This is a genomic window from Pseudoalteromonas sp. B131b (genome assembly GCF_037162545.1).
Lineage (GTDB): Bacteria > Pseudomonadota > Gammaproteobacteria > Enterobacterales > Alteromonadaceae > Pseudoalteromonas > Pseudoalteromonas fuliginea.
Genome location: NZ_JARLUZ010000001.1, coordinates 1,806,649 through 1,820,831, shown reverse-complemented (window position 1 = coordinate 1,820,831; position 14,183 = coordinate 1,806,649). Strand labels below are relative to the sequence as shown.

The 14,183-nt window shown below is 38.2% G+C and carries 18 protein-coding genes; 4 read left to right on the top strand and 14 right to left on the bottom strand.

The genetic code is table 11. The features are described from left to right. Positions 1-3: 3 nt before the first annotated feature. The 3 genes from P4S65_RS08255 to folB are packed head-to-tail and all read right to left on the bottom strand — an operon-like array spanning position 4 to position 1,649. A complete protein-coding gene (locus P4S65_RS08255) occupies positions 4-804 on the bottom strand; it encodes an undecaprenyl-diphosphate phosphatase (protein ID WP_007377856.1) in 801 nt (266 codons plus the stop codon). Next, positions 801-1,289: a 2-amino-4-hydroxy-6-hydroxymethyldihydropteridine diphosphokinase gene (folK, locus tag P4S65_RS08250; protein ID WP_033040089.1), complete on the bottom strand. Its 489-nt coding sequence runs from the start codon at positions 1,287-1,289 to the stop codon at positions 801-803. The genes P4S65_RS08255 and folK overlap by 4 nt, the downstream gene beginning before the upstream one ends. Then, a complete protein-coding gene (gene folB / locus P4S65_RS08245; protein WP_033030921.1) occupies positions 1,290-1,649 on the bottom strand; it encodes a dihydroneopterin aldolase in 360 nt (119 codons plus the stop codon). A 247-nt stretch (positions 1,650-1,896) separates the two neighbouring features. Here folB and plsY point away from each other — a divergent pair, with 247 nt between their 5' ends. Next, complete coding sequence (gene plsY, locus P4S65_RS08240; protein WP_337119937.1) at positions 1,897-2,499, top strand: glycerol-3-phosphate 1-O-acyltransferase PlsY; 603 nt, start codon at positions 1,897-1,899, stop codon at positions 2,497-2,499. Positions 2,500-2,519: 20 nt separating this feature from the next. Here the strand turns inward: plsY and tsaD are convergent, their stop codons facing one another. Genes tsaD through P4S65_RS08225 form a run of 3 tightly spaced genes read right to left on the bottom strand, consistent with a single transcriptional unit; the run spans position 2,520 to position 4,510 of the window. Next, a complete protein-coding gene (gene tsaD, locus P4S65_RS08235) occupies positions 2,520-3,533 on the bottom strand; it encodes a tRNA (adenosine(37)-N6)-threonylcarbamoyltransferase complex transferase subunit TsaD (protein ID WP_337119935.1) in 1,014 nt (337 codons plus the stop codon). A 40-nt stretch (positions 3,534-3,573) separates the two neighbouring features. Continuing rightward, on the bottom strand, positions 3,574-4,164 hold the full coding sequence (locus P4S65_RS08230; RefSeq protein ID WP_008134889.1) for a YjaG family protein: 591 nt from the start codon (positions 4,162-4,164) through the stop codon (positions 3,574-3,576). Beyond that, a complete protein-coding gene (locus tag P4S65_RS08225; RefSeq protein ID WP_008134890.1) occupies positions 4,157-4,510 on the bottom strand; it encodes a putative signal transducing protein in 354 nt (117 codons plus the stop codon). The genes P4S65_RS08230 and P4S65_RS08225 overlap by 8 nt, the downstream gene beginning before the upstream one ends. Before the next feature lie 84 nt (positions 4,511-4,594). Between P4S65_RS08225 and P4S65_RS08220 the strand changes: the two genes are divergently transcribed. From P4S65_RS08220 to P4S65_RS08210, 3 genes are all read left to right on the top strand, one after another. Further along, positions 4,595-5,017, top strand: coding sequence for a DUF2721 domain-containing protein (locus P4S65_RS08220; RefSeq protein ID WP_007377863.1), 423 nt, complete (start codon positions 4,595-4,597; stop codon positions 5,015-5,017). A 385-nt stretch (positions 5,018-5,402) separates the two neighbouring features. Beyond that, positions 5,403-6,287, top strand: a complete 885-nt coding sequence (locus P4S65_RS08215) for a LysR family transcriptional regulator (RefSeq protein ID WP_337119933.1) — start codon at positions 5,403-5,405, stop codon at positions 6,285-6,287. Between the two features lie 94 nt (positions 6,288-6,381). After that, positions 6,382-7,002, top strand: a complete 621-nt coding sequence (locus P4S65_RS08210) for a 2OG-Fe(II) oxygenase (protein WP_007377865.1) — start codon at positions 6,382-6,384, stop codon at positions 7,000-7,002. Between the two features lie 12 nt (positions 7,003-7,014). On the opposite strand, the gene ubiA is transcribed toward P4S65_RS08210, so the two are convergent. From ubiA to P4S65_RS08175, 8 genes are all read right to left on the bottom strand, one after another. Beyond that, the gene (gene ubiA, locus P4S65_RS08205; RefSeq protein ID WP_007377866.1) at positions 7,015-7,893 is read right to left on the bottom strand and encodes a 4-hydroxybenzoate octaprenyltransferase; all 879 of its coding nucleotides are present in this window, start codon (positions 7,891-7,893) and stop codon (positions 7,015-7,017) included. Next, entirely contained in the window at positions 7,890-8,441 is a 552-nt protein-coding gene (locus P4S65_RS08200) for a chorismate--pyruvate lyase family protein (RefSeq protein WP_096792587.1), read from the bottom strand. Before P4S65_RS08200 ends, ubiA begins: the two co-directional genes overlap by 4 nt. Before the next feature lie 165 nt (positions 8,442-8,606). Next, a complete protein-coding gene (locus tag P4S65_RS21890; protein WP_096794080.1) occupies positions 8,607-8,711 on the bottom strand; it encodes a transposase in 105 nt (34 codons plus the stop codon). A gap of 242 nt (positions 8,712-8,953) precedes the next feature. Then, the gene (locus P4S65_RS08195; protein ID WP_337119932.1) at positions 8,954-11,122 is read right to left on the bottom strand and encodes a PKD domain-containing protein; all 2,169 of its coding nucleotides are present in this window, start codon (positions 11,120-11,122) and stop codon (positions 8,954-8,956) included. A 294-nt stretch (positions 11,123-11,416) separates the two neighbouring features. After that, complete coding sequence (locus tag P4S65_RS08190) at positions 11,417-11,896, bottom strand: hypothetical protein (RefSeq protein WP_337119930.1); 480 nt, start codon at positions 11,894-11,896, stop codon at positions 11,417-11,419. Between the two features lie 82 nt (positions 11,897-11,978). Then, positions 11,979-12,551: a hypothetical protein gene (locus P4S65_RS08185; RefSeq protein ID WP_337119929.1), complete on the bottom strand. Its 573-nt coding sequence runs from the start codon at positions 12,549-12,551 to the stop codon at positions 11,979-11,981. A gap of 124 nt (positions 12,552-12,675) precedes the next feature. Continuing rightward, entirely contained in the window at positions 12,676-13,332 is a 657-nt protein-coding gene (locus tag P4S65_RS08180) for a hypothetical protein (RefSeq protein ID WP_232525507.1), read from the bottom strand. Positions 13,333-13,417: 85 nt separating this feature from the next. Continuing rightward, positions 13,418-14,182 (bottom strand): hypothetical protein, encoded by a 765-nt coding sequence (locus tag P4S65_RS08175; RefSeq protein WP_337119928.1) that lies wholly within the window; start codon positions 14,180-14,182, stop codon positions 13,418-13,420. Position 14,183: the final 1 nt, after the last annotated feature.

The following is a 14,183-nucleotide window of genomic DNA, read 5'->3' as shown; positions in this document are numbered from 1 at the left end:
TAACTACATTGTCAAAAATACAATCAAGCCAACACCTAGTAATAAGCGGTATATTACAAACGGCAGCATACCCATTCGCTCTATCACTTTCAAAAACATAAATATACATGCATAAGCTGATAGGAACGATAACCCCACACCTAGTAATAACGTGTTCCAATCTACAACATGATCGCCTAGCGCAAGCTCTACTGTGTAATATAGCCCCATCATAGAAATAATAGGAATTGCCAGTAAAAACGAAAAACGCGCTGCGCTTTGCTTATTCATTCCAAGCATTAAACCAGCAGTCATGGTAATACCTGAGCGAGAAGTTCCCGGGATCATTGCAACAGCTTGTGCAAAACCGATGAGAAGCGCTGTTTTCCAATTAAGTTGGTAAATAGTTTTAATTTGCTTACCTTTTGCATCGGCGTACCAAAGGAGTAAACCAAATACAATGGTCGTTGTGGCAATAACCCATGCACTGCGTAAATACAATTCAACTAAGTCTTTTAGCAGTAAGCCTAAAATAGCCGCTGGAACAGTGCCTAAAATAATCCACCAGCCTAACTTACTATCATCTGTAGTACCTTGTGCGCCAAATGATTTAAACCACCCAGTAAGTATATCGGCCACCTCTTTACGAAAATAAATAACGACCGCAATTAAAGTCCCAACGTGAACAGCGACATCAAATGCAAGTCCCTGATCTTCCCAGCCTAAAACTTGCGATGGTAAAATTAAATGCGCTGAACTCGATATAGGTAGAAACTCAGTAAACCCCTGAATGAGGGCTAAAATAATTATTTCAATAATACTCATGGGTTAGAAAACTCCACCTTCCATAATTTTTGTTGAGGGTTATTATACGCACTCCATAACTGGGCAATTGTTTGTTTAGCTACAGGGTGATAAAAATCAGGAGCAACCTCGCTCAGAGGCTGTAATACAAATGCATTTTTAGTTATTTCGTCACGAGGCAGTTGTGCAGGGCTTTGGCAAATTACATCGTCGTAAAACAGTAAATCTAAATCCAGTGTCCGAGGGCTAAATTTTTTGTCACTGGCAGTACGGCCATTATCACGTTCTATTTGCTTAAGTAGAGCGCATACATCAGCCAATGCCATGCTTGTTGTCGCTGCAACCACTGAGTTATAAAAATTATTACCAGCAAACCCCACCGCTTCACTCTCAAAAACAGACGAGTGAATAATTTTTTTAAAGTGGCTCTCAAGTGCGATTAATGCAGACTGCATGTGATGTACTTTATTTATATTTGACCCAAGGCTGATATAAATCTGCGCCATTTAGTTACTTACCTTAGCGCGTGTAATTTCAACACCTACAGTTTGCGCTTGCGCCACTGCTGCGGGTTTACTTACTTTAATTGTTACTTGTGGAGTATTAAATTCAGTCAAAATAATTTGCGCTAATTGTTCTACTAATGTTTCGAGTAATTCAACTGGTTTTGCAGTGCAGTGCTCAATAACTCGCTCACTTACTTTTGAGTAATCAAGTGCTAAATTAATATCGTCATTCGCAGCTGCGGGTTTAATATCACTCAGCATTTCAATATCAAAATAAAGGCTCTGTTTACTTTCTTTTTCAAAGTCGTACACTCCAATAATAGTGTCGACGTGCAATTGAGATATAAATACCTTGTCCATTGATACTCCAAATAACCAAAACGACTGAACTTGTTATATAAAGCATCAAAAAAATTAATGCTGTATATGCTTTAATCAGTGTTTAAATATGTAAAAAATCCTTCTACAATAACAAAATAGCTAGGTTAGCTAGTAATGAAAGAAGCATAATAATTTTTACGATAAATTTTGCCGCCAATAATAGCCCAAAAGCAATACCAATTGCATTAAATGTGGTTGGTATAACAATAAAAAAGTAAGGAAGCGTGTGTTAGCCATTTTGATATTTGTTTTAGCTTATTTACTCGGGTCAATTTCATCGGCCATATTGGTGTCACGACTATTCACCCTTCCAGATCCTCGAAGCCATGGTTCTAACAACCCAGGCGCAACTAATGTTTATAGATTGGGAGGTGCATTACCTGCTTGCTTAGTGTTAATTTTTGATATTTTAAAAGGGACGATTCCGGTCTGGGGCGCTTATTTTTTAAAGTTTGAGCCATTTGAGTTAGGTTTGATTGCAGTTGCTGCGTGTTTAGGGCATATGTATCCACTGTTTTTTAGTTTCAGAGGCGGTAAAGCAGTCGCTACAGCATTTGGGTCATTATTACCTATTGGTTTATCGCTGGCAGGTTTACTTATTTTTACGTGGTTAGTTATTATTGCAGTTACACGTTATTCATCACTTGCAGCATTAGTTACTGTCTCTTTAGCACCTTTGTATACTTGGCTAATAAAACCACTTTATACATTACCAGTCGCTTTTATTACGATCTTAATTATTTTTCGTCATCGCACTAATATTATTAGATTATTTAGTGGCGATGAACCAAAAGTGGGCACTAAAAAAACACCCACAGATGAAAATTAAAACATTTAATATATCGAGTATCAAATAGCTTCCAAGCTATCTATTGGCCAACGCGGTTTTGTTTTCATATCAAGCGTGGCAAATTGCCCTGCTTTTAAACGCTGCATACCCGCATAAGCAATCATTGCTCCATTGTCGGTACAAAACTCAGTACGAGGATAAAAAACCTCGCCTTTCATGCCCTTCATAACGCGCTCAAGCTGTAAACGAAGCTGTGTATTTGCACTTACTCCGCCTGCAATGACTAAACGTTTAATACCGGTTTGTTTAAGTGCTCGCTTACATTTAATAACAAGCGTATCAATAACTGCAGTTTGAAATGCATGCGCTATATCGGCTTTAGTTTGTTCGTCATCATCATTTTCACGAATAGTGATTGATGCAGCTGTTTTTAAACCACTAAAACTAAAATCAAGGCCTGGCTTATCAGTCATCGGACGAGGAAATACAAAGCGTTTAGCAACACCTTGTTCAGCCATTTTAGCTAAGCGCGGACCACCGGGGTAATCAAGACCAAGCAACTTAGCCGTTTTATCAAAAGCCTCACCTGCAGCATCATCAACCGACTCACCTAGTACTTCGTATTGTCCAATACCTGCTACTTTAACCATCATGGTATGACCGCCAGATACTAATAAAGCAATAAACGGAAACTCAGGGATATTTTCCTCAAGCATAGGGGCAAGTAAATGCCCTTCCATGTGATGAACCGCTACCGCAGGAATATCCCACCCGTATGCTAGAGAGCGGCCAATGGAGGTACCTACAAGTAGTGCGCCAACCAAGCCAGGTCCTGCAGTATAAGCAATACCATCTAAATCTTCGGGGCCACAACCAGCTTGCGCAAAAGCAGCATCTATAAGCGGTAGCGTTTTACGAACATGATCGCGTGATGCAAGTTCCGGCACTACACCGCCATAATCAGCGTGTACTTTTACTTGGCTATATAATTGATGAGCTAACAAGCCTTTTTTATCATCGTATATTGCTATACCCGTTTCATCACACGACGATTCAATGCCTAAAATTCGCACAGTATTTCTCCAGCCTTTTTAAATTATTACTAAACTATTTTTATAACGAAAGACCAATATTTGTTTGGCCATCTTCAAGGGCAAACTTTTTAAGTGCCTTTACGCTATCGGAGGTAATACGCCCCATATTCTCTACAAAATCAATTAGCTCACCCAATACTTCAATCTCGTATTGCATTAATGGATGCTCTCTAACGGCGGTATTATCTGCGATTTCACCTTCAACTGTCATTTGGTATTCAATAAAACGCGCAACGGTCGCTTGCGATATTTTGCTTACACTAATGAACTCTTGCTCGTCTTGCGCCATTAAACCGTGCATTAAGCTAAGTAACGACGTTGCTGCATCAATAGCTGGATACGTACCAAACATATCAAAATCAGCAAGTTCAGGAACATTTGGCTCTATTTTTTCAACTTGTTTCTCGAGATCTATTTTACTTTTAGGTAGTAATATTTTTTCCCAACAAACATTAAGCGAATTTCGTAATAAGGTTTCGTCACCAAACCCTGTTGCTTCGCTAAATAAACCGTAATTTGGCAGCATTCGCTCAATTAAAGCACTCGCTAAAACGGCTTTTTGTAAATAGTTTAGCTCTCTAATACGCTGAAAATTATTTGCTTTAGTCATTCTTTAATGTCTCACATGACCAACAAAAATCAAATGTTGATCCATTATGCTCATTACAGTTAGGGCATACCCAATCTGGAGCGGATTGTTTTACTTGTTGATAGTTTACCAATATTTGTCGCGCATGGCGCTCTTTTATCGCATAAACCTGCACGCTAGCTTGGGTTTGATCAAATGGGATTTCTCCCATTGCGCCTTGCAACATCTCTCCTTTAATTTGGCATTCAATACCACTTGTTTGTATTAAACCTTTAAGAATATTAGCTTCAAGGGTATTTTCGGCATTATAAATTGTTACCCATTGAAAAGAGCCTACTGTTTCGTTTGTATTATTAGTATTTTGCAATTTCCACCTCGTTTATTTTATGTATACAATATCTTGCGTTACGCTGTACAAATTAAAGCTAGTAATACCACTTAAGGATACATTATGACACTCACCACTCCAGGTTTACTTTTTCCTGCAATATCATTGTTATTACTTGCCTACACAAACCGATTTTTAGTATTAGCACAATTAATTCGGGAACTAAATGCACGAGAAGGAGAGTCAATTCGTCCCGTTGTCGTCGCGCAAATAACAAACTTGAGAAAGCGTATTAAGCTAATTAGAACTATGCAAGTATATGGTGTGGCATCATTTTTATTATGCACTTTATCCATGTTTGCACTATTTATTGAATTTAATACAGCGGGCATTATTTTATTTGGTGTTAGCTTAACTTGCTTAAGTTTATCGTTATTAACCTCTTTATTTGAAATCCACATATCATGTGATGCTATTGAAATAGAACTCCAAAGCATAGAAAACAAACCATTAAGCAACCGTGTTAATCGTAACTTTGTTAAATAAAAAGCTGATATGTGTCAATGTTCATTCAACTATTCGTAAATTGTGCTTAATCAATACCCTATTATGTGGCATACTTTTTTCTTAATTTAGAATGTTCGTCTTTACTAGAATATATAAAAAATTGATTACAAAGTCTTTTTTATGATTTACTTATCCCTAAAAAGGATACTAGGTAAGTAATAAATCATGAGTTTTAAGGCTAAAGGATAATACTTTTTAACAATTTACCTCTTTGATAAATATTAAAAGGGGGATATCCTGACCAAAATTTGTCATAAATTTGCAAACGCATTTAGATATTAAATTTTACTATTTTGTTTAGCTAAAAATTAATATAATTGATGTTCGCGGCATCCGCGACTTACTTATAAAAAGGGACTATAAAGTGAGATTTGAACAATTAGAACAATTTGTAGCACTCGGCATACTACGCCATTTCAGACAAGCAGCAGAACAAACCCAAATCAGCACCTCCGCACTTACGCGAAGTATTCAAACACTTGAGGATGAAATGGGATACGAACTAGTTAAACGTTCAACTCGTTCTGTAAAGCTAACTCAGCAAGGTGAGCTATTCCTTGATTACGCAAAAAACACTTTATCTGAGCTAGAGCTTACTAAAAAGCTTATTTTTCAATCCGTAAATGGAAAAACAGGTGAGAGATTAATTATTGGTTACACCAATAAAGCAAGTAATGTTGTACCTATTTCTTGCGGGCAATTTTTAGCACAGTACCCACATGTAAAAATAGAAATGCAACTGCAAGAAGAACACGAACTGAGCCGAAAGCTTCAACTAGGTGAAATTGATATTAGCGTATATTCACAAGCGATTAATAGTATTGGCAGTGATATACATTTACCAGATCAACTCATTTTATTCGTATCTAAAAATCACCCATTAGCTCAAAAAAATGACATTAGTAAGCACGACCTTGATAGCTACCCGATGTATGGTTGCTTTTCGCAATCAAAACAAGTTCAAACAATGCTAAATGAAGCAATTGACTCTTTAAATAAGTCATCAAGCATTAAAGTGGGTAGTATTGAACAGGTCATAGCTGGTTTAGAAAAGTCAGACCACTTTGCTATTGCTAGCATAGAGCATACGAATGCTGTAGCTGAGCACTCTGAGTTAATTCAGCTAAAAACAAATAAGAGTTTAAGCCACGAACAGTTAGTCGTACAAACAAACAAACAGACAGCTGTTAATGAACATATAGATCAACTGTTATCTCTCATTAAAAAAGCCGCAACGACAATCAACTAACCTCGTTTTGTCTTGAGATAAGTGCGACACAAAGTGATAGCTTTTAACTTCTTTTGAGCTACACTGTCGCACCTTCAAAAAATGACCCACTTGAATGATTAACTTTTCAGCCGACGATACTTATTTAAATGATATCGAAGAGCTTGGCTACACTGTTATACCTAATGCTATAAATGAAGAGCTTATTATTGATTTAATGGCTGACTGTTATCGTATAAATCCTCAATTTAGCCTCGCTGGTATTGGCCGTTTAAATAATTTGCAAATTGACGATACTATCCGCAAAGATAAGACCTTTTGGTTTGATGGTACCTCACAAGCGCAATTAACTTATCAAGCGACTATGGAAAGTATTCGTACAACGCTTAACCGTACTTTTTTCATGGGCTTATTTGACTATGAATGTCACTATGCAAAATATACTGAAGGTGATTTTTATAAAAAACACGTTGATGCTTTTAAAGGCCGCTCAAACAGAGTTTTTACCAGTGTGCTTTACCTAAATACTCCTGCACAAGGTGGTGAACTCGTTGTCTACAAAACCAAAAGCAAAGAAATTGAAATAATAATAAAACCTCAAGCCGGTACATTGGTTTTATTTGAAAGTGAGCGTTTTGTACATGAGGTATTGCCAGCCATAGATAATCGTTATTCAATTGCTGGGTGGTTTAGAAAAAACGCATCTATCAGCGGCATTATTGATCCGCCTCGCTAAAGATGACTCAAACTAAATAGCCATTGGATACGAAAACAATAAACCTATAAAAATAGCTAATCCAACATAGTGATTATTTAAAAATGCTTTAAAACATGCCCCGCGCTCACGTTTGTGGATAAGTGTTTGCTGATAAAACAACAAACCAGCAGCGACACTTAATCCAACTCCAAATGCAGTTGATAGTTCATTAATAAAACCTATAAAAGCCACTATAACTACAAAGGTCATATTAAGGAAAAAAATGATGTGACGATCGTATTCACCAAACAAAATAGCCGTCGATTTAACGCCTATTTTTAAATCATCATCTCTGTCTACCATTGCATACATTGTGTCGTAGGCTACCGTCCAGCAAATATTAGCAATAAATAATAACCAAGCCTGTAAAGGAAGTGCATTTATCGAAGCCATATAAGCCATCGGTATTGCCCAGCCAAATGCTGCCCCGAGTACAACTTGAGGTAACTGTGTGTAGCGCTTCATAAACGGATAACAAAAGGCTAATGCCAACGCCCCAAAAGAAAGTAAAATAGTATTAAAACTGAGTATCAACACTAAAATAAATGCTATGACTATTAATAGTAAAAACAAACTAAGTGCTTCACCACTGCTAACCAGCCCCGAAGCCAATGGACGCTGGGCGGTCCGCTTTACTGAGCCATCTATCTCTCTATCAGCAAAATCATTGATTACGCAACCTGCACTTCGCATAACGATAACGCCAAGCGTAAATACAACAAAGTTGACTAAGCTAGGCATTCCATCATTAGCAAGCCATAAAGCCCAATAGGTTGGCCAAAGTAACAATAGTGTACCAATTGGTTTATCTACACGCATAAGTTGTATGTAGTAAGGGAGATGCTGTGACTTTAAGGTTGCTAGCTTCATGAGTAAAGGTACGCTCCAGGTAAAAACACTTCACAGACCAAAAAATTGTAATCTTTAAGCGAAAATACGCTACGTCGGCCTAACAACTTTTGTATTGGTAAGTTTAGTTGTAATGCTAATTGCTGTATCGGGTGCTCTGTATCAAAACGAGCGACTTCTATCTCTTTGCGCACGAGCTCTCGATTTTGAAAAATAACATCGCCTAATGGGCGATCCCCCATATTATGCAGAGGGTTTTTTGGTTGATTTGATAATTGATTATCTGGCAGCCAGCTTTGTGCATATACCATGGGAATATTATCGCACAATAAAAGTACTTCTCGGTTTAATGCCGTTGAGGCTTCGCAGCCAAGCAATGCTTTTTGCTCAAGTGTTAAATCAAAAATTTTTTCACTGAGCACTTTTACGCTAAATACTTGCGCCCTGCTTTTTAATTTAACTGTTAAGGAATGTGGCTCAAAAAGCCACTCACGTTCAGAGGATGATAAATCACTTACTTGTGATGTGCATTGCCAATTGACTAATAACGAAATAGGGAAAGTAATCACGATAACTCTATTAAATAAAATCCAACGCGATAATAACATTGCCAAAGCATTTGAAAAAGTGATCATTCATTATCGTAAATAACGAGGGCGTGTTGACCTTTCAAGATGGAAAATGGTTCGACTTAGGGACGATTTAATCGCAGCGCGAGATAATAAGCGAAACAATTAGTTCAAAATATCTTTTTTAGTCCATAAGTTAAACCGCCTCCATATGGCACTCCATGCACCAAAGTAAGAAGTCAGATCTCGCCATGGAATATCTGTGCACAGATTATAATGCTTTCAAGCGTTTTTCTATGATCAAACTGATTATAAATTAGACCACTTAAGCACATTACTTTTGATAAGATATCCATGACGCCTGTGAACATTAATCTTGGTATGAGGATTCGGTGTATCGTTTTTTAGCGAGTTCAATTATGCCTTTCCTTCATGCTATTTATTTTTCATACCTCAAAGTTCAGCGCGCTCTAGTATAAATAGCTCGACTCAATAGGGTGTATTAACCGAATTTACTGCCAACTCACTCTTAAATCTAGTGCTTCCCCTATACTCGAAGAACAAGGACCAAAAACGGCATAGTCACCAATAATTCTCATAAATTTAGCCTGACTGCTCCTTGGCAGCGTTGATAAATCGAGTATAGTATTAAGGCCATAAGGTTGCCCCTCTTCGACAAATTCATCTACGACAAGCTCATTAACCTCATCGCCATAAATTCCATTATCGTTGAGGTCAATCCAAACTTTCCATGAGGTAGATCGCTCTGTTACTTCAGTATCTCCTTGAATATTAATGATAGTATTGCTGGGATCTATTAGCTCTATAGGCATTTGGGTATAGTCCCATGCTGTTGAACTATAATTAATGTTGTTACCACCAACTAAAACATGAGTGATGTGCTTATCGACGCTAGCTGAGTTTATTGAACAATACTCATCTGTTACTTGAATAAGCCGCTCAAAGGTATCCTGATCATCGGATTGATCAGTTACTGTCAACTTAACTGAGTAGCTTCCAGATTCTGCGAAGATATGCTCGGGGCTTGCTTCTGTTGAAGTTTGGCCGTCTCCAAAATCCCATAACCATTGAACTACTTGACTCGTTGAGCGGCTATCATCGGTAAACTGAGTGCGTAATTTAATTTTCTCTGCATTAAAATAGCTAAGCACGCCTTGGTCAAAAAGTTTTATTTTTACCACCTTAAAAGCTTCAACAACATCTTCTTCAGATAAGCCAGCTACTCCTGCTTGCTGTTTAATACATTCAGCAGCTTCAGTTAGTGTGGTCAACGCACTCCAACAGACCTTCGCTGAATTTAAATACACTTTATAGGTAGGCTCTATTCCCCATTGATTTGATAGTAAATAAAATGGGTAGGTGATCATACCAATGCGTAAATAGAAATTATCACCAGCCTCTTCATAATCAAGAAAGCTATCAATTGCACCATTTTCAGTTTTTATCTGATCGAGATGACGAATAAAGCCGCCATTCTCTTGGCCGTGAATCCAATTATCTGAATGTCCCGTAAACTCGTATTTTGCCATTACACCTGAGATATCGCCAAAGGCTTCATGCAAGGTACGAGCATCAGTACTAATTTCATGATCGAATCGATTTAAATCAGATATTCTATTTAAAACTCCATGGCCTACTTCGTGCGCAATGATGTCAAGTGAAGCCATTGAGTAAAATAATGGATACGCATCACCAAAGTTGGCATATGCGCCATCCCAAAAGGCGCTTTGTTCATATTGTTGACCATAGTGGACACGGATTCTAATTTTGTCCTCCAGTGGCGGCTCCCCTAGGTATTTAACAAAGCTATTGTAAACTAGTGTGCCGTAAAACATGGCGTCATTTAGCGTTGAATACGTCCAAACCCCAGTCTCATCAGAAATCATATCTTCGGAATGTGTTGGCTGCGTACCACATAAAAAGGAATAAGGAGGGAAGGCATTCTCATTAATATCGTTAGGGAGTTCGTTACGATTATAACTCTCCCCAACTTCATCCTTAGTATTATTCATATGCGTAATACTAACTAAACCATTATCAAAAATACATAATCCACCTTGATCTTCTGTGCGTTGAATTGAAATTTTCTTGCGACCAACGCCATAATCCCAAGTGTGAACTTTATTTCCACCAGGCCCCGATAATTCAACATTACCGATGAAATCATGAAAGGGAATAAGGGTACCTTTCGTGGCCTGTCCAATGGTGTTTACCGGCAAAAGAAGTAACGCATTGGTATTTTCAGGTATACTTGTATCCTCTGGAATATTAAGATCGTAAACCGATTTTTTCATAGTTTTTAACCAAGCATCACCCTGTTTATTTCCTTGCTCATCTACCCAATAAGCCCATACAGACTCAACTCTAGCGGGGTCACTATCAATAACTTCAGGCGCGACAATAGTTACGCTGCCAGATAGTTTGCCAATAGAACTATCTTGATCACGAAAAAACGCATGTAATATTTGATTTGTTGGTACTTCAGTAACAGAGTTTAGCGGTTCTTCAATTGGCGGTAGTTTTATCTCAGGAGAGCCAGAGCTGCCGCCGCCACACGAAACGAGGAATAAAGTAATAAATATAGAGGTGAATTGTTTAAATCGAATAAGATTTAATTGGATGAGATTTGTCGGCAATAAAAGTGATTTAAAAAAAGTCATTGGCTATCCTTAGTCGATGGGCATATAAAAAGACATTATAAATCAATGAAATATAAGTTAACTTTAGCTTTTTATCATTAAGTTTACACTCTAGAACAAATACGCTATTTTTTCAATTTATTAGGCTAAATTATAGACTGTAGTGTGTAAGTAACTTGAGGTTTCGATTAGCCTGTTTTTCATCCAAATTCAGGTTAAATAACCCCATTAGTTAAAGAACAATCTAACTAATGTGGCTAGACAACGGGTTAAGACCGTGCAGTATCGCAGATATTCTTCCAAATATTTGTTCAACTAGTCAACGTTCGCTATCGCAGACTCAATACGGCTTTCGCAAAGAGTTGTTCCGGGCAAAATTGCACAATACTCGCCAGCTTGCTCAAGTCCGATACGTTGAGTATTACGTGCAGTAATACGCGCTGCTAGTTGCTCGATTTCAAGCGGCTCTTCAGATACCGCTTTAAACGCACTCAACCTCTCTATCTCGTCATAAACTAAATCTTGATAGCTTCTGAGCCTTGCGGACAGCGCAATATAGCGCTCAGATATTGCAGCTTGACCAGCATAGGCTAAGTCATAATGGCCAGAATCCTCGTAACTTTCGACTTCATACTTTAAAATATTTAAATGTTCGTCTTTAAGATCATCAACATAGTCACCACCATCAAATAAATAGCTAAACAAATTATCGGCATACGTTATACAAGGAGTTAGATTATCGGTTTTACAATGCATAGTGCCATTTTTACTTAGCCCTGCTAGTTCTGGCGTCATACCACCATCGGTGTTCACCTGAATAGTATATACAGCATCTTTGGTAGCTTCTTGAAATACTTTAGTTTTAGTAAAAGTCTTACTAAAAAAGAAACTTCACTTTGATTTTAGTCTGAAACCATTCGTATTTAGCGCGATCTTTAAAATGGAGTTTGGCTGTTACATAGATACGCGAGCCGAGTTTGATATTGTGGATAAAGCTGTCACCACAGCGGCTTCTTACTTGATTTGGATCTGTATTTAGTAGCCCTTGAATAGCCATTTTAGTCGTTCTATTTTCAAAGTTATAACTTCCTTTTTCATAGGTTAATTCTACTGCCGAGGCGGCAGAATTTCTATTTTTTGTTACTTTCCTGCGCATGGAAAATTTGGCTGAACCTCCAAAAATAACCAAGTTGATACCAGCCTTTACGCTGCCTGTGATGGTATTGATCATGGTATCTGAGTCAAAGTCGCCACGATAAGCCAAATCGCCCATACTACCGCCTTGAAATTGCCACTGACCATCGAGGCATGGTTCAAGCGGTATGCCTAATTTCTGCTCAAACCCGTGTCCAAGCTGTTCTTGTTCGGTATTTAAAGAGTAATAGGTATGTCCATTTGCGTAAAAGCTTAACAGGCCACAGAGCACTATTAATATGGTTATTAAGTGCATACATAAATTCCTGTAAATGGTTTGCAGAGGCAAAGGGCGAGGAAGCAATAACTCAATATTCGATTGTTTATTACTTACCACGTCCCAATTTTACTAATTGAATCTTAGCATTTTTTATTACTCGCTAATTTTCAAAAGCAGCTCCATAGGTTGGAAGGGCTGATTTACATGGTAGCCATGCCATCACACCCGCAGCGGGGTCATTAGCATCAACAAATGATGGTGCCCAACCTAATTGTCTAAACCCAAGCGATACATGGTTTTCTTCAATACCAAAGTTCGCGGTTGCCTCTCGAGCATTTTCGCATTTGAAATATTGGCTCATGTTATCCGCTGGTATATTCAGATCAGCAAGCGTGTAGCTTTGTATGCAGCCGACACCGCTACCACCACAGGTGTTGAGGTAATCATTCCATGCATCTGAACATGCTGCCCCATAAGGGTTATCGCGACAAACCCGGGCATATTGCTCATAAATCCAAGCGTTATTGTAAGCGGCTTCCTGCACGCTTTCTGCTTTTTGACGTTGTACATCAGTCATCCAGCTAGCGTATTGTGCAAGCACACCACGAGCACGGTGCTCATGATTAACCGACTTTTTGAATTGATCTTCAAGCCATAAAGTACGGTAGGTAGTTTCAAAGCGAATATCTTTATTACCGGAGTCTAAGCGACGTAAATCCTGTGAACTGATCTCGTAAGGAGTCGCTTTGTAACGCACAACATTATAATCAGAGAGTGCATTAAACTGATTGCCAAAGTCGTTCTTCGCATAGTTCACCGCTTGCTCAAATAAGGTAAAGCAAGGCTCATAGTTATCAAGTGAACAAGTGATAATATTGTTAGGAATTATACTTAGCAGCTGCTTAGGATCCCCCTTTTTGCAATGCTCTGACGGTGATACGCACACTTTTCTTAAGATCTTCGTCAATATAATTAAGCTTACCATCGACGCTAATACCAATATTTCCTGCGCCATAGCTAACGCCTAAATAACCGCCAATTTCACTTTTGTGCTGCTCACTTAAGTACTCAATTTTCATGTTAATAAGTAACTGAGCACCGTATTCAATCTCACTAATAAAGGCATCACCAGCCATGCTCATTAGTTTACTTTGATACTCATTTGCTAGCGTATTACCTGAAGGTGTCAATGTATAACCAATATTGGCATCTGTTGGCATAAGAACACGTTTTTTGGGTGTCAACGATGCTTGGAAGGTATAAGTATTCGAAAACTCAGTAGAGGACATTTCCTTGGCTAAATGACCACCCGCTTTAATACGAATAACAGGAAAGCCAACATCTACATCAACATTACCATTTAGCTGACGAAGAACTGCGTCGTAGCTGCCATTATTTATTAATTCAAATTGCACACGAGTATTACCAAGGGTTTCAATGGTTTCACCTGCGACAGTTTGAACATTCAAAAAGCGTTTTTGATCGCTGTTATAGGCTGTACCCAACACAATGTGATCGTTCACCAATCCAGGTATTTCACTTTGGAAGGTATTCACATTGAGTGCTTTTTGCATTAGCTGTGCTTCATTCACAAAATTTGAATCTGCGAATGCGAAAGGTGTAGTGCAGGCAATAAGTGCCGCGATAGTCTGTTTGTATAAGTTCATG